Source organism: Pseudomonas sp. CFII64 (assembly GCF_000416235.1).
Lineage (GTDB): Bacteria > Pseudomonadota > Gammaproteobacteria > Pseudomonadales > Pseudomonadaceae > Aquipseudomonas.
On the sequence record NZ_ATLO01000042.1, the window covers coordinates 328,187 to 351,275 of the forward strand.

22 protein-coding genes are annotated in these 23,089 nt (G+C 58.1%); 9 read left to right on the plus strand and 13 right to left on the minus strand.

Going from position 1 to position 23,089, the window contains the following annotated elements:
• Positions 1-76: 76 nt before the first annotated feature.
• From CFII64_RS19420 to CFII64_RS19430, 3 genes are all read right to left on the minus strand, one after another.
• Positions 77-1,084, minus strand: a complete 1,008-nt coding sequence (locus CFII64_RS19420; RefSeq protein ID WP_020292534.1) for a GlxA family transcriptional regulator — start codon at positions 1,082-1,084, stop codon at positions 77-79.
• A gap of 4 nt (positions 1,085-1,088) precedes the next feature.
• Complete coding sequence (locus CFII64_RS19425) at positions 1,089-1,631, minus strand: cysteine hydrolase family protein (protein WP_020292535.1); 543 nt, start codon at positions 1,629-1,631, stop codon at positions 1,089-1,091.
• 151 nt (positions 1,632-1,782) lie between these two features.
• Positions 1,783-2,814, minus strand: coding sequence for a hypothetical protein (locus CFII64_RS19430; RefSeq protein WP_020292536.1), 1,032 nt, complete (start codon positions 2,812-2,814; stop codon positions 1,783-1,785).
• Positions 2,815-3,057: 243 nt separating this feature from the next.
• Here CFII64_RS19430 and CFII64_RS19435 point away from each other — a divergent pair, with 243 nt between their 5' ends.
• Positions 3,058-3,399, plus strand: a complete 342-nt coding sequence (locus tag CFII64_RS19435) for a carboxymuconolactone decarboxylase family protein (protein ID WP_020292537.1) — start codon at positions 3,058-3,060, stop codon at positions 3,397-3,399.
• Positions 3,400-3,485: 86 nt separating this feature from the next.
• On the opposite strand, the gene CFII64_RS19440 is transcribed toward CFII64_RS19435, so the two are convergent.
• A complete protein-coding gene (locus CFII64_RS19440; protein ID WP_020292538.1) occupies positions 3,486-4,166 on the minus strand; it encodes a glutathione S-transferase in 681 nt (226 codons plus the stop codon).
• Between the two features lie 112 nt (positions 4,167-4,278).
• Between CFII64_RS19440 and CFII64_RS19445 the strand changes: the two genes are divergently transcribed.
• Entirely contained in the window at positions 4,279-4,842 is a 564-nt protein-coding gene (locus tag CFII64_RS19445) for a TetR/AcrR family transcriptional regulator (RefSeq protein WP_020292539.1), read from the plus strand.
• A gap of 40 nt (positions 4,843-4,882) precedes the next feature.
• On the opposite strand, the gene CFII64_RS19450 is transcribed toward CFII64_RS19445, so the two are convergent.
• The 4 genes from CFII64_RS19450 to CFII64_RS19465 form a co-directional block, all read right to left on the minus strand.
• Positions 4,883-5,905, minus strand: coding sequence for a transketolase family protein (locus CFII64_RS19450; protein ID WP_020292540.1), 1,023 nt, complete (start codon positions 5,903-5,905; stop codon positions 4,883-4,885).
• Positions 5,902-6,750, minus strand: a complete 849-nt coding sequence (locus tag CFII64_RS19455) for a transketolase (RefSeq protein WP_020292541.1) — start codon at positions 6,748-6,750, stop codon at positions 5,902-5,904. Before CFII64_RS19455 ends, CFII64_RS19450 begins: the two co-directional genes overlap by 4 nt.
• Before the next feature lie 18 nt (positions 6,751-6,768).
• Positions 6,769-8,073 carry an MFS transporter gene (locus CFII64_RS19460; RefSeq protein ID WP_020292542.1) on the minus strand — a complete coding sequence of 435 codons (1,305 nt, stop codon included), beginning with the start codon at positions 8,071-8,073 and terminating at the stop codon, positions 6,769-6,771.
• A 99-nt stretch (positions 8,074-8,172) separates the two neighbouring features.
• Entirely contained in the window at positions 8,173-8,922 is a 750-nt protein-coding gene (locus CFII64_RS19465; protein WP_020292543.1) for an SDR family NAD(P)-dependent oxidoreductase, read from the minus strand.
• A 209-nt stretch (positions 8,923-9,131) separates the two neighbouring features.
• On the opposite strand from CFII64_RS19465, the gene CFII64_RS19470 reads away from it, so the two are divergent.
• Positions 9,132-10,049: a LysR substrate-binding domain-containing protein gene (locus CFII64_RS19470; RefSeq protein ID WP_020292544.1), complete on the plus strand. Its 918-nt coding sequence runs from the start codon at positions 9,132-9,134 to the stop codon at positions 10,047-10,049.
• On the opposite strand, the gene CFII64_RS19475 is transcribed toward CFII64_RS19470, so the two are convergent.
• From CFII64_RS19475 to CFII64_RS19490, 4 genes are all read right to left on the minus strand, one after another.
• Positions 10,050-11,387 carry an MmgE/PrpD family protein gene (locus CFII64_RS19475; protein ID WP_020292545.1) on the minus strand — a complete coding sequence of 446 codons (1,338 nt, stop codon included), beginning with the start codon at positions 11,385-11,387 and terminating at the stop codon, positions 10,050-10,052.
• Positions 11,388-11,463: 76 nt separating this feature from the next.
• Positions 11,464-12,441 carry a glycine betaine/L-proline ABC transporter substrate-binding protein ProX gene (gene proX / locus CFII64_RS19480; protein ID WP_020292546.1) on the minus strand — a complete coding sequence of 326 codons (978 nt, stop codon included), beginning with the start codon at positions 12,439-12,441 and terminating at the stop codon, positions 11,464-11,466.
• Between the two features lie 113 nt (positions 12,442-12,554).
• Positions 12,555-13,559 carry a glycine betaine/L-proline ABC transporter permease ProW gene (gene proW / locus CFII64_RS19485; protein WP_256208133.1) on the minus strand — a complete coding sequence of 335 codons (1,005 nt, stop codon included), beginning with the start codon at positions 13,557-13,559 and terminating at the stop codon, positions 12,555-12,557.
• A 9-nt stretch (positions 13,560-13,568) separates the two neighbouring features.
• Positions 13,569-14,606 carry a glycine betaine/L-proline ABC transporter ATP-binding protein gene (locus CFII64_RS19490; protein ID WP_020292548.1) on the minus strand — a complete coding sequence of 346 codons (1,038 nt, stop codon included), beginning with the start codon at positions 14,604-14,606 and terminating at the stop codon, positions 13,569-13,571.
• 435 nt (positions 14,607-15,041) lie between these two features.
• Between CFII64_RS19490 and CFII64_RS19495 the strand changes: the two genes are divergently transcribed.
• From CFII64_RS19495 to CFII64_RS19520, 6 genes are all read left to right on the plus strand, one after another.
• Positions 15,042-15,995: a LysR family transcriptional regulator gene (locus CFII64_RS19495; protein WP_020292549.1), complete on the plus strand. Its 954-nt coding sequence runs from the start codon at positions 15,042-15,044 to the stop codon at positions 15,993-15,995.
• A gap of 162 nt (positions 15,996-16,157) precedes the next feature.
• Positions 16,158-17,408, plus strand: coding sequence for an SRPBCC family protein (locus tag CFII64_RS19500; RefSeq protein ID WP_020292550.1), 1,251 nt, complete (start codon positions 16,158-16,160; stop codon positions 17,406-17,408).
• Positions 17,409-17,627: 219 nt separating this feature from the next.
• On the plus strand, positions 17,628-18,539 hold the full coding sequence (locus CFII64_RS19505) for a dihydrodipicolinate synthase family protein (RefSeq protein ID WP_020292551.1): 912 nt from the start codon (positions 17,628-17,630) through the stop codon (positions 18,537-18,539).
• Complete coding sequence (locus CFII64_RS19510; protein WP_020292552.1) at positions 18,532-20,049, plus strand: aldehyde dehydrogenase; 1,518 nt, start codon at positions 18,532-18,534, stop codon at positions 20,047-20,049. Before CFII64_RS19505 ends, CFII64_RS19510 begins: the two co-directional genes overlap by 8 nt.
• Complete coding sequence (locus tag CFII64_RS19515; protein WP_020292553.1) at positions 20,046-21,392, plus strand: FAD-binding oxidoreductase; 1,347 nt, start codon at positions 20,046-20,048, stop codon at positions 21,390-21,392. Before CFII64_RS19510 ends, CFII64_RS19515 begins: the two co-directional genes overlap by 4 nt.
• A 55-nt stretch (positions 21,393-21,447) precedes the next feature.
• On the plus strand, positions 21,448-22,335 hold the full coding sequence (locus CFII64_RS19520; protein ID WP_020292554.1) for a DMT family transporter: 888 nt from the start codon (positions 21,448-21,450) through the stop codon (positions 22,333-22,335).
• 41 nt (positions 22,336-22,376) lie between these two features.
• On the opposite strand, the gene CFII64_RS19525 is transcribed toward CFII64_RS19520, so the two are convergent.
• Positions 22,377-22,994: a TetR/AcrR family transcriptional regulator gene (locus CFII64_RS19525; protein ID WP_044901510.1), complete on the minus strand. Its 618-nt coding sequence runs from the start codon at positions 22,992-22,994 to the stop codon at positions 22,377-22,379.
• Positions 22,995-23,089: the final 95 nt, after the last annotated feature.

Genomic DNA, 23,089 nt, shown 5'->3' on the forward strand with positions numbered 1-23,089 from the left:
CCGCGTAACTCCATGACGCCCTTCAAAATCGAAGGTGACTGCAAGGTCATTGGCGGGGTTTGGCATCCGCTTAAGATCACGCTGTCGACGAGCGCGCGCGGCTCTGTGACGGTGGCGCGGATTCGTATTTTGCCCAGATGCGCCGCAAATGACGCGCCGACCCGAATCCCGCGCGTTGCGCCACCGTTTCCATATCCAGGTCCGAGTGGAGCAGAAATTCCCGCGCCACCGCGACGCGCAATCGATGCAGGTAATCCAGCGGACCGACTCCCGCATATTCATGGAACAGCCGCCCCAGATGACGGCCGCTGGTGCAGGCAATGCTTGCCATCTGCTCTACCGTCCAGTCGCCGCCGGGGTCGGCAGCCACTGCATCCTGCACTCGATGGAGCGCGGGGTGCAGGTGATTGCGCCCGGCAATCCATGGCGACAATTGCGGATCGGCACCGCCACGACGCATGTACACCACCATTTCCCGCGCGACGGCACACGCCAGCCGTGGCCCGCTTACTTCTGCCAGCACCTGCAGCATCAGGTCGATACCGGCTGTGATGCCGGCGCTGGTGCTGATTCGGCCGTCGGTGACATACAGTCGGTTTTCCAACACCCGGGCCTTGGGAGCGAGTTCCTGCAACTTCGCGCACAGGGAGTGATGCGTGGTGCATTGGCGGCCATCAAGCAAACCGGCTCGAGCCGCGCTCAACGCCCCGGCGCACACGCACAGCAACCGCTCGCCGCTGGGTGCCAGAACTTGTCGAAGCCATTGGGTCAGTACCGCGCTGCTTGCTTCGAACTCCCGCTGCTGAGCCGAGGATTGCGCCGAGATTGAACCGACCAACACCACAAGCGTGCCCGGCAGCAGGGTTTCCGGCAGCGGCGCCAGCCCCGCCAGAGGTAGGCCAATTGAAGTTTGCAGGTCGGCCAGCGGGCTGACGTACTGCAGCTCAAACGACACGCGCGGCTCGTCTTTTGCCTCGTGTTCGCCGAACTCGATCAGGGAGGCGAGACGCAGCACTTCGGCCGGGCCCGCCAGATCCAGCATCAGCACATTGGGCAACAGCACGAACAGCACCGCAATCGCCATGGTTTCAGCCCTCCAGTGCCTGGGCGACTGTCGCGATACGAGCGAAACGCCCTTCCAGCACCAGCTCGGTACGCTCGCGAATCTCGGCGGGGCTGTAAGTGCGATCACTGCGCGCGTGAGTCATGGCGAAGGTCAAGGTGGCCTCACTCACATAATCCACGGCAAAACCGCTGTCCGAGGCGTGACGCGTGGTCGTTTCACAACATTGTTCGGTGCGGATACCGCTGATGATCAGCTTGCCGATACCCCGCTGCGTCAGCCAGGCAGCCAATCCGGTGCCGGCGAGTGCGCTGTGATAATGCTTGTGAAACGTCACATTCGGGTTGATCGAAAGCTCTTTCAACGTCCGGACGTGCCCCGACGCCAGAGAAAACGGCCCCTGCCCGTCGACGTGGAATATCTGAACCACCGGAATGCCCTGCTCTACGCAACCGTCAATCAACGCCTGCTGCTTTTTCAGGAAGTCCGACAGGTCAGTTTCGGACCAGTAAGGCGCGTGACGAAAGGACTCTTGCACGTCGATAACAATAAGGGCACTGAGGGTCATTTTTTAGCTCCGAGGCGTTTGCCATGCTGAGGATAATGACTGCATGGTAAGGCGTGCACAAGCATCTAAAAAGACCTCAGCAGGACCAGCGAGGGACGTTTTCGGACATACTATATGACCCGGAACAAGCGTCTCTCAAATCACCGCCACGTTAACGCTCTGTGCCCGCGACAAACTGCTCATAGAACGCCTGCGCCGCGAGGTTCTTGTCCTTGGCCTCCAGCATGATGTCGAAACGATCCAGGAACTTCAGCGCGTACTCATTCGTCCAGCGATTCCACATTTGCAGGCTGTGGCCGTAAAGGTCGCGCTTTGACACGACTTGGAGCAATGCCTCCATTTCCAGCTTGTGGTCGGCGGCAAAGCCCAATTCCTGCAGACGCTCCGGCGGCTGCGAGTAATGCATGGCAGGCCGTACTCCGCGCCAACTGTCGATGATGCGTTCGACCCGGGGCGAATCCGGCTCAATGTAGTCGTTCTCATTGATCCAGCAATGATGGATGTCCAGCACCACAGGGGCGAGATCAGCCAGCTGCAGGCAGTCGTCGACGCCGTAGGTTTTCTCTTCGTTTTCAAAGGTGACGCAGTTGCGCGCAACCGTCGACAACCTTGGCCAGATGACGCGGATGCCCTCGCTGCCCAGGCGGCCGGCGATATGCACATTACATTTGAAATCCTGAAAACGGATGCCGTAGCCCATCATCCGGATCATGTCGGCGTGGTACTCGAACTCGGCAATACTGTTTTCCACCACGGCCGGCTTGTCCGAACCCAGTACGCAGTACTGCCCGGGATGGAATGACAGCCGGATATCCGCACTCCGCGCCAGAGTGCCGATTGCTGCGAAGCCTTCACCCAGTTGACTCTGGACGCCGGGTTGCTGATAGAACCCGTGCACCTTGGGATGACTGTAAAACGGCAACAGATCACTGCTCAGCCGCAGCATACGCAACGTCGGCGGCAACTCGGCAACGTAGGCCAGCAAGCGCAGTTGAGCGGCGAGATTGTGGGTGACGACTTCGATCAACTTGTCACGGGCCAGCTGCGGCGCGACCCCGTCCATCCAGCGCAATGTCGTGGTTCGAGGGTTGTACGGACTCTCGATCGCCTTCAGTTCACTCAATGAAAGGTCGCGTACTGGATGCCTGAATTGGCAGGCGAAACCGATTCGAGGATGGGTCATGGGGTGTCCTGGCAACGATTGATTGTGTGCTGTGTAGACAACCGGATCGCCCAGACCTCCCGTTGCGATGCGGCGAATCGAAAATGGCGCGACTGGCGTCCCGGCCCGGCCAGTTTTGCGGCGGCGCCGATGGATTGTGCGGAACCCGGCGAAATGTCTGCTAAACCTTAGAATTGCTGTCGGTGACGCTTAAAAAAACAGGCCTGCCGAATGGCAGGCCCCTCCCCTGAAGGAATTGACGCAATGTTCAATAATTGGTCCGAACTGCTGCCCACCATCCAGAAGTCTTTCGCCGCTTTGGGCAAAAGCAACCCGAAAATGGTCAAGGCTTATATGGCCCTCGATGAAGCCTCAGCCGAGAACAATGTGCTGGATGCCAAGACCCGTGAGCTGATCTCCATCGCCGTCGCCATCACGACGCGCTGCGATGGTTGCATCGGCGTACATACCGACGCGGCAATCAAGGCCGGCGCTACTCGCGAGGAGATCGCCGCCACGCTGGCGACCGCCATTTCGCTGAACGCCGGTGCCGCCTATATCTATTCGCTGCGGGCGCTGGAGGCGCATGACGCATTGAAAAAATAAACTGTGCTGTCTTGGTTCGCGAGGCTGGCGCTGTTGGAGAGACCGTCTTGACCCGCATCGCGCAAGCGTGATGCAAGGGTCGAAGGTCAGACGGGTTCTGACATGGCCACCCGGTTCTTCACACTCGCACGCTCCTGCATCCTCGCGTACCAGGCCTGCAAGGCCTGGCACTCCTCAGGGATCGCCAGCTCGACAAGGCCCGCGAAGATCAAGCCGCCGATCACGGTGATATCTGCCATTGAAAAGCTTTCGCCCGCCACAAACGGCTGGTTTTGCAGAACAGCATCGAAGTAATGCATGCCGCGCAAGGCCTTGTCGCGCTGGCGAAAACCCCACTCGGCATTCTGATAAAGCTCGACGTCAGGGCCCAGGCCGGGCGTGGCGTGATGAAAATACACACTGACGGCGTCCAGCAGTTCCAGCTCGGCACGCTTGCTCATCATGTGGATCAGGCCCTTCTCCAACGGCGTGCGGCCGGTGAGCGTGGGCGCGCCATCAAGCGTGTCGAGGTATTCGGTAATTGCGGTGCATTCCGCGATGAGAGTCCCGTCGTCCAGCTCCAGCACCGGAAGCGTGCCGGAGTAATTCTTTGCCAGGAATTCCGGAGTCTTGTGCTCGCCTTTCCAGAGATCGATCGAAACGAAACGGGTGCGCGATTGCAGGTTTTTTTCCGCCAGAGCGATGCGTACGCGCGCTGGATACGGGCCTGTGTGCCAGTCGTAAATGGTCAGCGCAGCGGTGCCTGAGTGGGTGTTGGAATTGATCATGAAAATCTACCTGTCTGCCAGTTGATAGGCAGACGGTAACGATTGAAAATATAACGGTCAAGGGCTTTATTTCGCTTAAGATGCGCAGCCATTGAACCGAGGAGGCATTGAAGTGAGCTCAAACCATCGAGAAGCCATACTGGCGGCCGCCAAGGACGCCGCGCAGGCCCATGGCTACAGCGGTTTGAATTTTCGTGATCTGGGCGAAGTCGTGGGCATCAAAAGCGCGAGCGTCTACTACCACTTTCCCAGCAAGGCCGAGCTTGGTGCAGCCGTGGCCCGGCGCTATTGGCAAGACACGGCGGCCGAGCTGGAAACCATACTGATCGATACGCCGGACCCGGCCAGCTGCCTGCGTCGCTACCCCGAGCTGTTTCGCCGCTCGCTGGCGAACGACAACCGGTTGTGCCTGTGCAGCTTCATGTCTGCCGAATTCGACGATCTGCCGGAGCCGGTCAAGACTGAGATCCAGACTTTCGCCGACATCAGCGTGGCCTGGCTCGGTAAAGTCCTGTGCGCTGCGAACGGTTCCAGCCCCGAGGACAACGAAGCCCAGGCCCGCGCGATCTTCGCCGCGGTCGCCGGCGCTCAGCTTATGGCAAGAAGCCGCGCCGATATCGCGCTCTACGACACACTGATCGAAAGTTATCGTGTGGCGGGCTTGCTGCCAGCGTAGACAGACAAAGCAAAAAGCGCCCTTGCGGGCGCCTCCGGTTTTAAAGCCAGCCTTTGATTTGCGTACACACCGCCGGGGTCGAGATTCCGTAACGATCATGCAAGGTGGGCAGCGCGCCCGCGTCAAGGAAGGCGTCCGGCAAGGCAATCTGCCTGAAAGTCGGCGTGACGCCGTTACGCAGCAGAACCGTGGCGACCGCTTCGCCCAGCCCGCCAATGATGGAATGGTTTTCGGCAGTGACCACAAGTCGTCCGGGCTTCCTGGCCTCGGCGAGAATGGTCTGTTCATCCAGCGGCTTGATGGTCGGCACGTGCAGCACCGCGACATCCACGCCATCGGCCTGCAACGCCTTCGCCGCTTCCAGGGCGCGCATGGTCATCAACCCGGTGGAGATGATCAACACGTCGTTGCCGGTACGCAGGGTTTTCGCCTTGCCGATCTCGAACGTGTAGCCGTATTCGTCGAGCACCAACGGAACATTGCCGCGCAACAAACGCATGTACACCGGCCCTTGGTGGGCGGCGATGGCCGGAACGGCCTGTTCGATTTCCAGGGCATCGCATGGATCGACGATCATCAGGTTTGGCATGGCACGAAAGATCGCCAGATCGTCCGTGGCCTGGTGACTTGGACCGTAACCGGTGGTCAAGCCTGGCAAACCGCAGACAATTTTGACGTTGAGGTTTTCCTCGGCAATCGCCATGCAGATGAAATCGTAGGCGCGCCGTGAGGCGAACACAGCGTACGTCGTTGCAAAAGGCACGAAACCTTCGCGAGCCATGCCCGCCGCCGCACTCATCAACAGCTGTTCCGCCATGCCCATCTGATAAAAACGGTCCGGATGGGCCTTGGCGAAGATGTGCAGGTCGGTGTATTTCGACAAATCCGCCGACAACCCGACGACGTCCGCACGCTGCTCCGCCAGGGCGGCCAACGCATGGCCGAAAGGTGCCGACCGGGTGGCCTGCCCTTCCGAGGCAATGGAAGCAATCATTGCGGAAGTGGTGAGTTTCTTCTTCACTGCGCCAGCGGCAGGCGTACTCTGGTTATTCAAGGTGCTCATAGGGTTTTCCCTTCGTCGAGGTTGCTCAGCGCCACATCCCATTCATGCTCGTCCACGCGGATGAAGTGGGTCTTTTCCCGCGTTTCCAGAAACGGCACGCCCTTGCCCATTTTGGTGTCGCAGATGATCACTCTGGGCTGGGTGCCAGGATGATTGCGCGCGGCATCGAAGGCGGCGACCAGCGCTGGCAGATCGTTGCCGTCGACGCGCTGGGTGAACCAGCCAAAGGCCTGCCAGCGATCAACGATGGGCTCGAACGCCAGTATCTCGCTGGAATGGCCGTCAGCCTGTTGGTTGTTGACGTCGACAATCGCAATCAGGTTGTCGAGTTTCCAATGGGACGCCGACATCACCGCTTCCCAGGTCGAACCTTCATTGAGCTCGCCGTCGGACAACAGGTTGTAGACGAAAGACGCCGATTGCTTGCGCTTCAGGCCCAGACAGGCGCCCACTGCGATCCCCAGGCCGTGGCCGAGCGAACCACCGGTGATTTCCATGCCGGGGGTGTACGCCGCCATACCCGACATCGGCAGGCGGCTGTCATCCGATCCGTAGGTTTCCAGCTCGTCCAGCGGGATGATTTCAGCTTCAATCAATGCCGCGTACAGAGCGATCGCGTAATGCCCAATAGACAGATAGAAGCGATCCCGCTGCTCCCATTCCGGATCTTCGGGCCGGTAGTTCAAGGCATGAAAGTAAGACACGGCCAGCAGGTCAGCGGCACCGAGTGCCTGGCCGACATAACCCTGGCCCTGGACCTGGCCCATTCTCAGCGCATGGCGGCGAATGTTGTGGGCGCGCTGCGCCAGGGTCGTGGAAGTCATCTGTGAAGAAATGGCTGTCATGGTGAATACTCCTTTGATTCAACGATTGACCGAAGCGGCAGGAATGCGCAGGACCAACAGCGCACCCAGGCACAGCACGCCGGTAATCAGGTACATGCCAATGGCGCTGGAACCGGTGCTGGTGGTAATCCAGCCGATCAGGTACGGCGAGCAGAAACCCGCGAGGTTCGCGAAACTGTTGATTCCGGCGATCCCCGCTGCGGCAGATACCCCGCCAAGCAAAGTGGTGGGTAACATCCAGAACAGCGACGAAGCGGACAGCACACCCGCCGCCGCCAGGCACAGGCTGAGAACTGACAGGATCAGATTGCCGCCCATCAACGCCGCCAGTGTCAGGCCGAGGGCGCCAGCAATCATGGGGATGATCAAGTGCCAACGGCGCTCCTGATGCTTGTCACCGCTGCGACCCATCAGCAACATCACGACGATTGCGCATAGGTACGGCAGGCTGGTTATCAAGCCGATATGCAGCGCATCGGAAACCCCGGCGTTGCGAATCAGGGTCGGCAGCCAGAAGGTGATGGCGTACTGGCCCATGACCACGCAGAAGTAAATGCACGCCAGCAGCCACAGACGCCGATCACGAATGAACGCTGCGGGGGACGCGTGAGTGACTTTGCGACTTTCATCTTCGGCCAGCTCTTTCTTGACCAATTCCTTTTCGTCGGCACTGAGCCATGTGGCCTGATCGACGCCGTCCTTCAGATAGAACAGCACCATGAAACCGACGAGCACGGTTGGGATCGCTTCGATCACGAACATCCACTGCCAGCCAGCCCAGCCGTGGAAACCATCGAACGAGTTCATGATCCAGCCGGAAAGCGGGCCGCCGATCATTCCCGACAGCGGAATCGCCACGAACCACAGCACGGTCATTTTTGCCCGGCGATAGGACGGGAACAAGTAAGTGAGATAGAGCAGCAAACCCGGCGCGAGGCCTGCTTCGGCGATGCCCAGCAGGAAGCGCAAGCCATAAAATTGCCAGGCCGTCTCGACGAAAGCGAACATCGCGGAAATGATGCCCCAGGAGATCATGATGCGCGCGATCCAGCGCCGCGCGCCGACCCGATGGAGGATCAGGTTGCTGGGCACTTCGCAAAGAAAGTAACCGATGAAGAACATGCCGGCGCCGAGTCCGTAAACGGTCTCGCTAAGCGCCAGATCGTTCATCATTTGCAGCTTGGCAAAGCCGACATTGACCCGATCGAGATAGGCGCACAGATAACACAGCATCAGGAATGGCATGAGGCGCCAGGCCGTTTTTCGATAAGCGTTGGAGCGCGCGGCCGAGGCCGCTTCCAGCGAAAAAGTGGTGGATATCATGATGATCTGATCTCTTGTTTTTATAGACCGCCGGGCAATGAGCCGGACGTATCGTCGATCCAGAACAGCAGGGCTGCGTGCAGCCCGCCCACGTGACAATCAGTGGATCAGCATGCCTCCGTTGACATCCAGCGTGATGCCCGTGAGATACGAGGACAGATCGCTGGCAAGAAACAGCGCGGCGTTGGCCACATCCTGCGCGGCACCCAGGCGGCCCAGCGGAATGCCGTCGATGATGGCGTGACGTCGGTCATCCTGCATCAGGCCGCCCGTGATGTCGGTGTGAATCAAACCCGGGGCAATGGAGTTGACCCGAATATTGTCCGGCCCGAATTCCCGGGCCATCGCCTTACCCAGGCCCAGTACGCCCGCCTTTGCCGCGCTGTAGTGTGGCCCGCCGAAAATTCCGCCGCCACGTTGCGCAGAAACCGAGGACATGCACACGATGCTGCCCGAGGACTGAGCGCGCATCGTCGGAATCACCGCCTGGGACATCAGCAAGGTGCCGCGCAGGCTGACATCCAGCACCTTGTCGTAATCCGACGGGCGAATGTCGAGGGTCTTGATCGGTTGGGTGATGCCGGCATTGTTGACCAGAACGTCGATGCGGCCGAAGTGCTCAATGACTTTGGCGACGGCAGCCTGAACCTGGGATTCATCCGCAACGTTTGCCGCCAGGCCCAGATGACCTTCACCCAGTGACGCAGCGGCGTCACGTGCGGCGGATTCATCCAGGTCCAGGATCACCACGCGCGCGCCTTGTTGAGCGAAGGTCACTGCGGTTGCCCGGCCGATACCACGTTCCGATGCCGCGCCGGTGATGATTGCGACTTTGCCTTTGAGAAGCATGGGGAATACCTCGGTATTATTTTTATTGGGATGTTGTTTATGGGTTCGATCCGCAACGAATCGATGCCTCAGCTTGTTCCCCGGTCAGAACCTGAGCAATAACGCAAAAGTCACTCGATACTGAAATAAATTCAGCTCTCGTCAAGGCCAGAACGAGGTGCTTGAATGCAAACGCCCCAATCATAAGAACTACAGTGGAGTTAACTGATATGCGTCCTACAGCCGATGCGCCTGGCGCCTTGCCACCGCTGAGAGCAATTCAGTGCTTCGAGCAGACAGCTCGCTTCGGCAACGTGGCCAGGGCCGCTGAAGTGCTGGACCTCACGCCTTCGGCGGTCAGCCATCAACTGGCCAAACTGGAGGCGCTGATCGGCCGGCAATTATTCGTGCGCGCGGCTCGGGGAGTGTCGTTGACGCCAGTGGGTGAGCAGTATCTGAAGGATGTGTCCGGGCTTCTGCACAGCCTGGCCGTAGCGACGGAGCGCGCGGCCAGCGACGTCAGCCTCGACTGCCTGCGCCTGCATTCGGCACCCAGTTTTGGCTTGCTCTGGTTGATGCCGCGACTGGAAGCGTTCCGGATGAGTCACCCGGACATCCAGATCAACCTGTCATGTTCTTATGAATCGCTGCATTTCAGCCGCGACAAGATTGACGTCGATATCCGCCACGGCCAGCCCAACTGGCCGAGCTACGAAGTTCGTACCGTACGCAACGAAACCTTCGCCGTGCTGGCGTCGCCCAAGCTGTTGGAGCGCCATGGGGTCAATGGCGCAGCGGATCTGTTGGAAAGGGACCTGATTCTCTCGGAAGCGACGCTGCTCAAATGGCCGGAATGGTTTGCCCAGCATGGTCTGGCGCGCCCTGAAAAGCCTTATGCCTTGAGCTTTGATCGTTCCTACATGACCCTTGAAGCCGCCAGCCATGGATTGGGTTTTGCCCTGGAAAGCTCACTGCTCGCGCAGAAGTATCTGGCGTCCGGGGCTTTGGTTGAAGTCGCCCCGGAGGCATTGAGCGCGCCGGTGGCCGCCCACCATCTGGTATTCCCCAAGGCCCACTCGGGTTTCCCCCGGGTCAGGCGTTTTCTGGAGTGGATGGAAAGCGAGCTGGGCCACGGGTTTGTGTTCTGATCAGACCGGACCCAAAAGCAGCTTGAGAAACCCCTCGCAGTCCGGCTGCTCTGCCAGGCCCGCGACGCCCTGCTCCAGTGCACGACTCAAGGGTACGCCCAGGCTGCCTTCGGAAAACCGCCGATACTTGTCGATGAACTCAGCCGCCGACAACGGGTTGGCGGGATCGCCCTTGGCCGCTGTGGTCGGGCTGGACAATGCTGTGCCGTCCTTAAGCTGAACAGTGACGCGCGACAGGATCTCTTCAGGGAAGCGCGCAGAGAGATCCGCCGCCTCGCGGATGGTTATCCTTTGACTGATATCCAGAATATCTGCGGCGTGAATCGCCGCACCTGTCACCTCCTCTGCGCCGAGTCGTCCACGGGCGACCAGCGCGGCCACCGGAAACGCCAATGCGTATTGGGCTTCATCAGCGTTTTTCGGAGCGTGCCCCTGCAAGCGCACAGACTCATGAAAGGTGTGAATCTCGATGGACTCGACATTTTCCGGGGAAATCTGCGGATGGAAGCTCATCAATTGGGTCATGGCCGTCAATGCCGGTTGCGCCCAGCGACACACAGGCCACGGCTTGAAATATTGCTCATCAATTTCCCAGCTTGTGCCGATGCCCTGCCAATAGCGGGCCACGGCACTGGACTCAACAGTGGCGGCCGGCGCACCGGTCACGCCAGCCTGCGCCATGAGCAGCGCATTGATGCCTGAATAAGCCCCTGCCCCATGCGCGTCTCTGAGCATTGACGGAAAATCCACCACGCGCATCATCGGGCACCGAGGCCCGAAATACTCCGCGATGCCAAGCGCATGGTTGAAGGTCGCTTCGTCGAGGCGCAGCAAACGGGCCCCGGCACAGACCACGCCGATACCGGAAAAAGCACCCGACGCATGATATTCCGGGGCCGTGGCCATCAAGGCTCGACCGGCCCGCAACGCCGTTTCGTAGCCAATGGTCAGCGCGCATAACAGCTCCTCGCCGCTGATGTCTTTGCCGCCAGAACGAAAAGCATCAGCCAGGGCAATGATGGCCGGGACTACCGTCGCACCTGCGTGGCCCTTGGAAGTGAAGTGCCCTTCATGTGCGTCCAGACTGTCGACACTGAAGCCACCAGCGTATCCAGCGCCAAACGGATGTACCGAGCGGCCATCGAACCATAAGCGACTCGCAAGCGTGGTCGCCGGGTAATGGGCGATGGCGAAGCCTTTGAGAATAGTGCTGGTGGCGTTGTCACGGGCGCCGGCTGCGACGCCAATGATGTCCAGCAAGCAGGTTTGCAATAGTTGCCGAGTGCCAATGGGCGCATCGCGCCACTCAAACTGCTGAACGAACGAATAAAGGGACATGTACGCCTCCCGCGATCTGCGAAGGTATAAAAAAGGCCACCCGAATCGGGCAGCCTCTCAGCTATATCTGGAAAACCTATTTCTTGGCGGCGGCTCGTGCGTCAGCAAGCCAGCCATCGTAGGCCGCCCGGTGTGCGGCGATCCATTCGGCGGCGTGACGCTTGATATCTGCGGCCGAGTTTTCGCCGTTGTGCATTTTCAGATTCTGTGCACTTTCATCATCGGTGCTGATTTGCATCTCGGAGAGAAACTTCACGGCCACCGGATTTTTGTCGGCAAATTCCTTGTTCAGTACGGCGCGGACGGTATCAACCGCAAAACCCAGATTCTTGCCTTTGTAGTCGGTTTCAACATCATTCTTTCCGCCTGGCAGATCAGTCCTTGGAACGGTCAACCACACCACGTCCTTACCTTCCACCAACACGCTGGAAATCCATTGTGGAACCCAAGTGAAGTAGAGGATCGGCTTACCCTGCTGGAAACGGGCGATGGTATCGGCCATCAGCGCGAAGTAAGAACCGCGGTTATCTGTCACGGTTTTTTCCAGGTCATAGGCTTTCATGTGATGTTCGACGATGACTTCGCAGCCCCACCCCGGGTTACAGCCGGTCATGTCGGCCTTGCCATCGCCATTGCTGTCAAACAACTTGGCGATTTCAGGTTTCTTTAGATCTTCAATGGAAGTGATGTGGTACTGGTCAGCAGTTTTCTTGTCAATCATGTAGCCCTGCAGAACACCCGGCATGATGCTCCCGACCTTGACCATCGTCTCATCCCCGCCTGCCTTGGCATAAAACGAGGCATGTAGCTGTTCCCACGCATGCACGGTGAAGTCGGCATCCCCGTAAGACAGCGCAAGCATCATTGCCGGATAGTCGGTTTCCTTGGGCTGTTGCACGCTGTAGCCCAGATCTTTCAGGCCGGCCATGGCGATTTCGCCACGAAACCGCTCTTCAGCAATGGTCGGAAAAATCGGCGTCACGGACACCCCTTTGCCTGGCTCCTGAGCAGCGGATGCAAAAGTCGGCGCTATCGCCATCGCCAGAACGGCCATGCAACGAGCAATCTTTGTTTTCATACCGGGTTTAACAGAATTCATCGTCATCTACCTTGCATGGGATATAGGGGTGGCAGGTGTACAGCGAATAAAATGCAGCGTGCGAACGGTCAATTTTCTTTTAAGCGCGCGGTGGCTTCCTTGGCGCTACTTTTCTTTTTTAGTCTGAACACTATTCCAACAGGTCCTGTTTGATACCAATGCTCGCCTTTCACAGCATTGTTGCTGCGCTCGCCCATTGCCTGGGTTAACCGGTCAAGGAAGATCGCCAGCAGCACCAGGCCGACGCCACCCACTGTTGCAAGTCCCATATCCAAACGGCCGATGCCGCGAAGTACCATGAGCCCGAGCCCACCCACCGAGATCATCGATGCAATCACGACCATGGACAGCGACAGCATCAATGCCTGGTTCAAGCCCGCCATGATCGTCGGCGCTGCCAAAGGCAGTTGCACCTTCATCAGCATCTGCCGGCGCGTGCATCCAAACGCCCGTGCGGCTTCGACTTTGTCTTCCGGCACTTGCCTGATACCGAGGTTGGTCAGCCTCACCAGAGGCGCGACCGAAAAGATAATGGTGACCAGTACGCCGGGAACGTTGCCAATGCCGAACAACATGACGACCGGGACCAGATAAACAAAAGCCGGCAGTGTCTGCATCGCATCAAGCGCGGGCCGCAGCAGCCTTTCCAGTCGATCGCTGCGGGCGCAGAGCACGCCTAATGGCACACCAATCACCACGCAGAACACCAGGGAAGTCAGCACCAGCGCCAGGGTGGTCATGGCATCGCTCCACACGCCGATCAAGCCAAGTAGCGTGAGCGTAATGAAGCACAGCGCGCCAACTTTCCGGCCGCCTACTTGCCATCCAAGCAGGGTCGCCACAATGATGAATACGGTGGGCGGAATGGATAACAGGCCACTTTGGATACCGTTGAGAATCTGATCTACCGGCCATCGTATGGAACGAAAAACCTCTCGAAAGTTGTGAACCATATAGTTGAGTACAACCTCAACCCACTGGCCCAAGGGAATAGTGATTGTTTGAAACGGATCTAGAACGCTGAAATCGGACATGCTGGATACCTGTGTTGCCGAGCCGGGTGAATCGCTCAGCTGACGCTATCAATGACGGCTCATTGTCTGCAGCAATAGACTCTTGGAGATCGTGCCTTTGAACACTCCCTGCCCATCCAGAACGGCAACCGGATGCACAGCATTGGCGACGATATGCAAGATGTCTTGCAGGGGAACATCGGCTTGCAACGTTGGCCGGGAGGCGTCGCTGTCGAACGGATGCTCAGGGCTGATCGTTGCTACGTCGCCCGCCCGGAGGATTTTCGAAGCATCGAAACCTTTGAAGAACGCCCTGACGTAATCATTCACCGGGTTGCAGAGCAGTTCCTGCGGCGATCCGATCTGCACAATGCGCCCACCCTCCATGATCGCGATGCGATGACCAATGCGGATCGCCTCCTCGATGTCATGGGAAATGAAGATGATGGTGCGGTGTTGTTCGGCTTGAAGGCGGATAAGTTCGCCCTGCATTTCATGGCGAATAAGCGGGTCGAGCGCCGAGAACGCTTCATCCATGAGCAGGATGGAAGGATCGTTGGCCAGGGCACGCGCCAGGCCGACCCGTTGCTGCATGCCGCCGGAAAGTTGATGCGGATAACTGTATTCGTGCCCCATCAGGCCTACTTGTTTGAGGGCCTCTCGGGCTCGCTCATGGCGCTCTTTTTCATCGACACCCGACACTTCCAGGCCAAACGCAGCGTTGTCGATGACACTCATATGCGGCATCAGCGCAAATGACTGAAAGACCATGCTCATTTCTTTGCGCCGAACGTCGAGCAGTGCGTCATCTGACAGGCCGGTAATCTCTTTGCCGTTCAGGTGAATGGTTCCGGAAGTGGGCTCGATGAGCCGATTGAACAGCCGAACCATCGTCGACTTGCCGGAGCCGGACAGCCCCATGATGACGAAGATTTCTCCGCGCTTGACCGAGAAACTCGCGTCAAAAACGCCCACCACCTGGCCGGTTTTGGTAAAAATCTCGTTTTTGTCAGCGCCGCCGCGAAGCATATCCATCGCCAGTTTCGGCTGTGAGCCGAAGACTTTATAGATATTTTTGACCGAGAGTATTTCGTCACCAAGACTCATATTCCCTTCCCTCTGCAATGGCTATGGAAGATCTGGATAGTTGGCATTGCCTTATCCAGTCACAATAAAAAATGTATGAGGGCAGACGAGCATAACGAAGGGAACAAAATGAGACATGGGTGCACCCTCTTATTATTATTTATTACTAATTGGCCTCTTTATGGACCAGGGCCGTGATGACAAAGTTATTACCTTAGCCCTGCAACGTCTAACAACATTTCCTCCAGCCAATCAATAACGCTGCGTTATTGATGCGCAGCTGACGGCGTCCGGCCGTCATCAGCGGGCAGCACGTTCGCCCCCAGTCGTTAGCCCTGTCTTCGGCCTGTGCCATCGGCTATTCTCAGGTCGATGCGCGCGCTGACGGCAGCAGCGAGCGGCGTCCACTGGCTGTTGACGCTTCCTCCCTATTCGAAGAGATCAATACCTAACGTTATGGTTAAGCACATAGATCCGGACAACATATTGCTGCAGATGCCGTCGCTCAAAGCGGTGAAATCCTTCGTGGCTGCTGCGAAATATCAAAGCTTCACCCGCGCCGCCGAAGCGCTGTGCGTGACTCAGGCGGCTATCAGTCGCCAGATTCGAGAGCTGGAAGCGTATCTGGGCGTCGATCTGTTTCGACGGGTCGGCCGTGCGGTTGAACTCACCGAAGCGGGCTCTGCATTTTTCGATGCAGCGCAGTTGTCGTTCGTCAACATATCCCAGGCTGCGCGCCGGGTTCGGCTGCATAAGGCAGGCAAGTCAGAGCTGACGCTGTGCTGCTCCCCGGCCTTTTCCGCGCTGTGGCTTTCACCCAAGCTTCCCGGTTTTTTCAGCGAAAACCAGGACATTGATCTGAACCTGATCAGCACGCAGAACTTCCTGTCCATGGAGCCCGGGGTGACCCCGGATATCTTCATTACCAAGTTCGCCAGTTTCAAGAGCGGGTACCGCAGCTATCCACTCTTTCATGACGTCATCTACCCGGTCTGCACGCCGCAATATAGAGACGATCATCCGGAACTCGCGACACTTGAAGGCTTACGTGACGGCGCGCTATTGAATTTGAATCCCTACGGCAGATCTCAAGTCGCGGAGCACATCGACTGGGGCGTGTGGCTCGCCTTCCATGACACCGACATCGAGAAACGCCCCCACGACCGACCCCATGTGTTCAGCGCCAATGACTACAACGTGGTCATTAATATGACGCTGGCGCACCAGGGTGTGGCGTTGGGCTGGAGCCAACTGGTGGCCCAACTGATTGAAAGCGGCGCATTGGTGCGGCCGCTGCCTCATGAGGTCGTGCACAAGGATTCGCAGCACTATCTGGCCTTTAAAGAAGACCGCGAAACTGACCAGGCCTGCTGCAAACTGCGCGACTGGCTGCTTTCTCAATTCGCTTGAAAAGCACGCCAGGCCGTCCGCGACGAACCGCCTCCAACCGGCGATTGATAACTTTTGTTTATGCATTGCCGCACGGAAATGTTTCTTGTTGGTACTCGATTTCTACACGTAACCTTCACATAGGCCTTCAGAAAATCTGACGCTTCGTGGAGTGTGTGGAACGTGAACACCAAATCTGCAGTTGCAAAGCTGATTGCGCAGCGCAAACCCCGCCACGCCCTGCCGCGAGCGTTGTATAGCGATCCAGATGTTTATCAACAAGATCTGAATCAGCTGTGGCACAAGGACTGGATTTTCGCCGGGCACACTTTTGAACTGGAGAAATCCGGGCAGTACTTGTCCCTGCAGATCGGCGAGTACCCGGTTGCTGTAGTCCGTGGTGCAGATGGCCAGATTCGCGCGTTCCACAACTCCTGTCGGCACCGGGGATCCAAGGTGTGCCCGGACGCCAAGGGCAAAGTCGCCAAGCTGGTATGCCCTTACCACAAATGGACTTTCGAACTGGATGGCAGGCTGCTGTTTGCCGGCAACATGGGCGATGACTTCGACAAATCCCAGTACGGGCTCAAGCCGGTGCATTGTGAAGTGGTCAATACCTATATTTATGTGTGCGTAGCGGATGCCGCGCCGGACTTTTCGTCCTTCAGGCAAGCCGTGTCACCGTTTCTGGCGCCGCACATGCTGGATGACTGCAAGGTCGCCTTCGAGTCGAACCTGATCGAAAAAGGCAACTGGAAGCTGGTCTTTGAAAACAACCGCGAATGCTATCACTGCGACGGAACCCATCCTGAACTGATGAATTCGTTTGTCGAAAACCTGTCGGTTGCCGGCGTCGGTGGCGGCGATGACCCAGAGCTCAACGCCCATTGGGATCGCTGCGAAGCGGCTGGCCTGCCCAGCCAGCTGGTGATGGATCAAGAGGGTCGATTCCGCATCACCCGAATTCCACTGTCATCGGGCGCGGTCAGCTACACGATGGATGGCAAACCGGCGGTTGCCGGCAGGCTGGACGCCAGTGGCGAGGCGGACATCGGCGCGTTGTTGTATTTCAACTACCCGTCTACCTGGAACCATTTTCTGGGCGACCATGCCTTGAGTTTTCGCGTCCTGCCGATTGGTCCGAACGAGACGCTGGTCACTACCAAATGGATCGTCAAGAAGACCGCCCAGGAAGGCGTTGACTATGACCTCGAACGTTTGACCAAAGTCTGGCTGGCCACCAACGATCAGGACCGTACCCTGGTTGAAGGCGCGCAAGTGGGTGTCAACTCCCCGGCCTATGAACCGGGCCCCTTCTCTTCCAAGGCGGAAAATGGCGTGTGCCAGTTCGATGACTGGTATTGCCAGATCATGCTCGACCGACTTAGCGATGAGAGTGACAGTGATAACTTAAAACTAAAATCAGTCGGCTAGTTAACGGTCAGCGGCAAGTGAATGACTTGCCGCCAAGGCTCACATGTTGAGCCGAAAAATAATAATACATAGAACAACTGCCTCCATTGCGAGGCCATCCCCAATATACATTTTGGTTAGCTGCACTCCTGCAAACACCGAACACTTTATCGCGCCACGAAACCGCAAGGTTTAAAGCGCTTATTGGTCTTGCGGTCATTACTATTCGGAGAAAGTCCCTTGAGATTCGAAGGCATCTATACACCTGCGGTAACGCCGCACACGCCAGACGGCGAAATTGACTGGAACGTATTCCCGCAAGTTCTGGAGTCGCTGATTGAAGCCAAGGTGCACGGCATTATTATCGGCGGTTCAACCGGCGAATATTACGCGCAGACCGCCGAAGAGCGAATCAAGCTCGCCGCCCGCGCCAAGGAAGTCATCGGCTCACGTGTCCAGCTGATCATCGGCACCGGGGCCATTCGCACCGAAGACGCCGTGATGTTTGCCCAGGACGCCAAGGCCATCAAAGCCGATGCCATATTGGTCACCACCCCGCCCTATGCGTTGCCTACGGATCAGGAAAACGCTATCCACGCACTGACCATTGATCGCGCCGCGAACATGCCGATTATGCTTTACAACTATCCCGGCCGCATGTGCGTACAGATGAACGAGGAATACCTGGCGCGGGTCGGCAAGTCCAAAAACGTTATTGCCATCAAGGAAAGCTCCGGGGAAATGGGCCGGGTTCATTTACTCGCCCGAGAGTTTCCGCATATCGCCCTTTCCTGCGGCTGGGACGATCAGGCGCTGGAGTTTTTCGCCTGGGGTGCCAGAAGCTGGGTCTGTGCCGGTTCCAACTTTCTGCCCCGGGAACATGTGGCGCTCTATGAGGCGTGCGTGGTCGAGAAGAACTTCGATAAAGGACGGCAAATCATGTCGGCGATGATGCCGCTGATGAATGCGCTGGACGGTGGAAAGTTTGTGCAGTCGATCAAGTTTGGTTGCGAGTTGAACGGGTTGAAGGTCGGGGATGTACGAGCGCCGCTTCGCCCGCTCAATTCGAAAGACAAGCGCAGCCTGCAGACCATTATCAGCAACGTGAAACGCACCGTCGCACACATTACATCGGGAGCCAACCATGCGTGATCTTCTTACTGCGGATGAATATGCCGCCATCGCCAAGTCGCTATCTTTTCCATCCAACGCGTTCATCAATGGTTCGTTCAAACCGGCGTTGTCCGGCAACACGCTGGCCACCAATAACCCCGCAACCGGGGAGTTCCTGACCGATCTGGCGGCCTGTGCGTCCGAGGACGTGGACGTTGCGGTCAGCAAAGCCAAAGAGGCCTTTGAAGACGGGCGCTGGAGGCATCTGTCCCCGGGCGAACGCAAAGACGTGCTGCTGAAGTTCGCGAAATTGCTTGAGAACAATCGCCACGAATTGGCCGTACTGGAAAGTCTGGACAGCGGCAAACCCGTGCGCGAATGCCAACTGGTCGATGTGCCGGACACCATCCACACGCTGCGCTGGCATGCCGAACTGATCGACAAGCTGTACGACCACACCGCGCCAGTCGGCAATGATGCCCTGACCATGGTGGTCCGCGAGCCGATCGGCGTCGTAGGCTGCGTGTTGCCCTGGAACTTCCCGCTGTTGATGCTGGCATGGAAAATCGGCCCGGCGCTGGCGGCAGGTTGCTCGGTCATCGTCAAACCCGCCGAGCAGACTTCGCTGACCACGCTGCGCGTCGCTGAACTGGCGTTTGAAGCCGGGGTTCCCGCAGGCGTGCTCAACATCGTGACCGGCACCGGCAAGGACGTCGGCGAGCCCATCGGCCTGCACCCGGATGTGGACATGGTGAGCTTCACCGGCTCCACCGCAACGGGCCGGCGCTTCCTGCACTACTCGGCGGATTCGAACCTCAAGCGTGTGGTTCTGGAATGCGGCGGCAAGAACCCGGCCGTGGTCATGGAAGATGCCGAAGATCTGGATCTGGTAGCCGAACAGGTCGTGAACGGCGCGTTCTGGAACATGGGCGAAAACTGCTCCGCGACTTCTCGGCTGCTGGTTCACGCGTCGGTAAAAGATGAACTGCTGGAACGCATGGGCGCGTATATCCGCGAATGGAAAATGGGCGATCCGCTTGATCCGCAGAACCGCGTCGGCGCACTGGTCAGCCCTGATCACTTCGACAAGGTGAAGTCTTACCTGGACTACGCCAGCGCCGCAAACCTGGACATCGCTTACGGCGGTGATACGCAAGATGGCGCGTTCGTACAACTGACGGTAGTCGATGGTGTCGACCGGGACAGTCGACTGTTCCAGGAAGAAATCTTTGGCCCGGTGCTTTCCGTGACCACCTTCAACTCCATCTCCGAAGCCATTGCCCTGGCGAATGACACGGTCTATGGCCTTGCGGCCTCGGTTTACACCGGGAGCCTACGCAAGGCGATCAAGTTGTCCCGGGAAATACGCGCGGGGATCGTCACCGTGAACTGCTTTGGCGAGGGCGATGCGTCGACACCTTTCGGCGGCTACAAGGAGTCAGGCTTCGGGGGTCGGGACAAATCAGTGTTTGCCCACGATCAGTACACGGAAATCAAAACCATCTGGATCGACGTGTCGGATCGGTCGGTGGATGAGACCGTAAAATGAGCACTCATTCCATCAAGCGCCTGCCGGTAGATACCGGTATTTCAGGTTGGGAGGCGATTTCCACCCGTTCTGCTCCTGTACGTGAGCTTGATGGGAGCGTGACGGCGGACTGGCTGATTATCGGTGCCGGTTTCGCCGGCCTTTCCGCTGCCCGCAGGCTGGCTCAGCTGCGGCCCGGGGATCGCATTGTCGTAGTGGATGCGCACGAGATTGCCAAAGGGCCGGCGGGCAGAAACTCCGGTTTCATGATTGATGTGCCCCACAGTCTTTCATCGGGGGAATATTCGGTCGCCGGAGAGTCCGCAACAGCGCTGGAAATCGCGCAAAACCGCTTTGCCATCGATTTTGCCGCCCAGGCCGCACGCGAGTACGGCATGGCAGCAGACACGTTCGACCCTTCAGGGAAGATCAACGCGGCAGCAACCGAGCGCGGCCTGAAGCTAAACCACAACTACGCGAAGTCGCTCAAAGGCATTAGCGAGCATTACGAGCTGTTCGATGCGGCGCAGATGCGCGCGATCACCGGTTCCAGCTACTATCAGGGCGGGCTCTATACACCTGGCGCGGTGATGATTCAGCCAGCGCAATACATCCGGGATCTGGCCCAGGGCCTGGGCGAAAAAATCAGTTTGTACGAGCGTTCTCCCGTGATCGAGTTGTCACGCCAAAGCGGGACGTGGCTGGCTAAATCGCCCCGTGGCCAGGTCAGCGCAGCAAAAGTGATATTGGCGGTCAACGGCCACATCGAAGACTTTGGGCATTTCCAGGGTCGCTTGCTGCATGTGTTCACCTACGCTTCGATGACCGCCGCTTACCGCGATGACGACTTCGAGAAAGCGGCGCCCGGCCATCCTCGGTGGGCGTTACTGCCTGCCGATCCGATGGGCGCTACGGTACGGAAAATCACGTCGGACGGCCTCTCGCGGATCGTCATTCGCACCAAGTTCACCTACGACCCGACCATTCAGGTGACGCCCAAGCGTGTCGCGGCTGTAGCGCGCGAGCAGCGCCACTCCCTTGATCTACGTTTTCCCGAACTCAAAGCCACTCCGCTGGAGTTCAGCTGGGCTGGCCGGCTGTGCTTGAGCCGGAACAGCGCTGCTGCATTTGGGGAAATCGAGGAAAACCTGTACTCGGCCTGCTGCGAAAATGGTCTGGGCACTGTAAAAAGTACCTTGGCTGGCGTGATGGCCGCCGAGTTGGCGACCGGCACCCAGTCGATTTTCCTGGAGCGCTACAGCCAGTCACCCGGGCCCAGCAAACTGCCGCCCAGGATATTGACCAGACTGGGTATCAATTCCGTCATCAGCTGGCAGGCATTGAGGGCTGGACGAGAAGGTTGAACAACACGGCCAAGCCTGAAGAAGCTGTACCTCAATCATTGAAGTGACGAGCACCATGAGCGAACAGTTGGCAAACGTAGAGCGAGCCATTGAAGTCCCGCGCCCGCAGTTGGGTATTTTCCTGTGCCTGCTGTCCATGCTGATCTTTGCCAGCCAGGACGGCATCACCAAAGTCCTCGTCAAAGACTTTCCCGTCGCACAGCTGATGATGGTGCGCTATTGGGTGTTTGTCGTATTTGCCCTTGGCTATGCCGCCTATCAAGGCAGTCTCCGGGCTTCTATCGCAAGCAGGCATCCCTGGCAGCAGGTGGTTCGAGCGCTGGTGGGCGTGGCCGATGTGGCACTGTTTGCCATTGGCCTGCGCTATCTGGGGCTGGCGGAAATGCATGCGCTGTATGCGGTATTTCCGTTGATGACGCTCGCTTTGGCCGGGTTCATGCTGGGTGAATTTATCGGTGTGCGTCGCTGGGTGGCGGCGGCCATCGGTTTCTCGGGAACCCTGGTCATTCTTCGCCCCGGTGCGGGCGTTTTTGAACTGGTGGCATTGATCCCACTGGTGTCGGCGCTGGGATTTGCCCTGTTCAACGTGCTCACACGCCGCATCAGCCAGCACGATTCCTTCGCGACAAACATGCTGTATATGGCGGTTGTCGGCGCCGTAGCGGTCACCTTTGTCGGGCTCCCCAGCTGGGTGGCTCCGAGCCCCTCCGAATGGGTTTTGATGGGCATCGTCTCGCTGACGGGTGTGGTCGCTCAACTGCTCCTCATTCAGTCCCTTCGGTATGCAACGGCCGGAACCCTGCAACCCTTCAACTACGCCCTGCTGGTATTCGCGACTCTGATAGGTTTTGCCGTTTTCGGCGAAATTCCTGATACCTGGACCGTCGTCGGCGCGGTATTGGTCATTCTCGGGGGCATGTATTCCATCAGGACCAAAGGCTGAATGCCAGGCCTGGCATTCGCTGAAGTCTTGAACGAAATCCGTCAGTGCTGCGTGATCGAACTCCAGGCGGCCTGCGCAAGCATATCCCGATAGTCCATCGGACTTTTTCTGACCCGTCCGGAAAGCCAGGCGCGGCAATAGCTTTCTGCCGCGCCGATGATGAGCGAGGGTATGAGTTCAGCGGGAAGGTGACTGAACTGCTCCTTTCGGCCCTCGACACTCATCCAGTCCAGCAATTGCCTGTTGCGCTGTTTATTGCGCCCCAGCAATTCATCCTTGAAGGGCCCGCTTGAAACGGCGTAGCGACTCTGGAACATGAAGCGGGCCCAGTCCGGTTGCTCATCCACCCATGCAACGTAGCTGTGAATCAGTGCCGCAACGCCAGCTTGAGCGGTTTGCGCGTCTTGCAGATAGCGATCCCGCAGCGCGGCCTGATCTTCCAGAGCAGCAAAAAACAGCGCGGCCACCAACCCTTCTTTATTGCCGAAGTGGTGGTAAATAGCGCCCACGCTGGTGTCGCACTGAGCGCGAATGGTCTCGATGTTGGTGGCTTCGATGCCTGACTCGTTAAAGCAGACAAGCGCCTGGCGCATGATGCTGCGCTTAAGTTCGCTGCGCCTTCCGGGGTAAATACGCTCGATAAGATCAGGTGGGTGCATGAAGGAAACGCCAAATAAGCAGAGTTTATAGGTGCCACGAGCCGAAGAGAAAGCACAGCTTGACAGCTTCCGGAGATACAGAATAGTGTTCCGTT

What these genes read in the sequence shown, in the direction of transcription:
- CFII64_RS19420 (WP_020292534.1), bottom strand. Translation starts at nt 1,084, where the DNA reads ATGGCGATTGCGGTGCTGTTCGTGCTGTTGCCCAATGTGCTGATGCTG.
- CFII64_RS19425 (WP_020292535.1), bottom strand. Translation starts at nt 1,631, where the DNA reads ATGACCCTCAGTGCCCTTATTGTTATCGACGTGCAAGAGTCCTTTCGT.
- CFII64_RS19430 (WP_020292536.1), bottom strand. Translation starts at nt 2,814, where the DNA reads ATGACCCATCCTCGAATCGGTTTCGCCTGCCAATTCAGGCATCCAGTA.
- CFII64_RS19435 (WP_020292537.1), top strand. Translation starts at nt 3,058, where the DNA reads ATGTTCAATAATTGGTCCGAACTGCTGCCCACCATCCAGAAGTCTTTC.
- CFII64_RS19440 (WP_020292538.1), bottom strand. Translation starts at nt 4,166, where the DNA reads ATGATCAATTCCAACACCCACTCAGGCACCGCTGCGCTGACCATTTAC.
- CFII64_RS19450 (WP_020292540.1), bottom strand. Translation starts at nt 5,905, where the DNA reads ATGAGCACCTTGAATAACCAGAGTACGCCTGCCGCTGGCGCAGTGAAG.
- CFII64_RS19455 (WP_020292541.1), bottom strand. Translation starts at nt 6,750, where the DNA reads ATGACAGCCATTTCTTCACAGATGACTTCCACGACCCTGGCGCAGCGC.
- CFII64_RS19460 (WP_020292542.1), bottom strand. Translation starts at nt 8,073, where the DNA reads ATGATATCCACCACTTTTTCGCTGGAAGCGGCCTCGGCCGCGCGCTCC.
- CFII64_RS19465 (WP_020292543.1), bottom strand. Translation starts at nt 8,922, where the DNA reads ATGCTTCTCAAAGGCAAAGTCGCAATCATCACCGGCGCGGCATCGGAA.
- CFII64_RS19470 (WP_020292544.1), top strand. Translation starts at nt 9,132, where the DNA reads ATGCGTCCTACAGCCGATGCGCCTGGCGCCTTGCCACCGCTGAGAGCA.
- CFII64_RS19475 (WP_020292545.1), bottom strand. Translation starts at nt 11,387, where the DNA reads ATGTCCCTTTATTCGTTCGTTCAGCAGTTTGAGTGGCGCGATGCGCCC.
- proX (WP_020292546.1), bottom strand. Translation starts at nt 12,441, where the DNA reads ATGGCCGTTCTGGCGATGGCGATAGCGCCGACTTTTGCATCCGCTGCT.
- CFII64_RS19490 (WP_020292548.1), bottom strand. Translation starts at nt 14,606, where the DNA reads ATGAGTCTTGGTGACGAAATACTCTCGGTCAAAAATATCTATAAAGTC.
- CFII64_RS19495 (WP_020292549.1), top strand. Translation starts at nt 15,042, where the DNA reads ATGGTTAAGCACATAGATCCGGACAACATATTGCTGCAGATGCCGTCG.
- CFII64_RS19510 (WP_020292552.1), top strand. Translation starts at nt 18,532, where the DNA reads ATGCGTGATCTTCTTACTGCGGATGAATATGCCGCCATCGCCAAGTCG.
- CFII64_RS19515 (WP_020292553.1), top strand. Translation starts at nt 20,046, where the DNA reads ATGAGCACTCATTCCATCAAGCGCCTGCCGGTAGATACCGGTATTTCA.
- CFII64_RS19520 (WP_020292554.1), top strand. Translation starts at nt 21,448, where the DNA reads ATGAGCGAACAGTTGGCAAACGTAGAGCGAGCCATTGAAGTCCCGCGC.
- CFII64_RS19525 (WP_044901510.1), bottom strand. Translation starts at nt 22,994, where the DNA reads ATGCACCCACCTGATCTTATCGAGCGTATTTACCCCGGAAGGCGCAGC.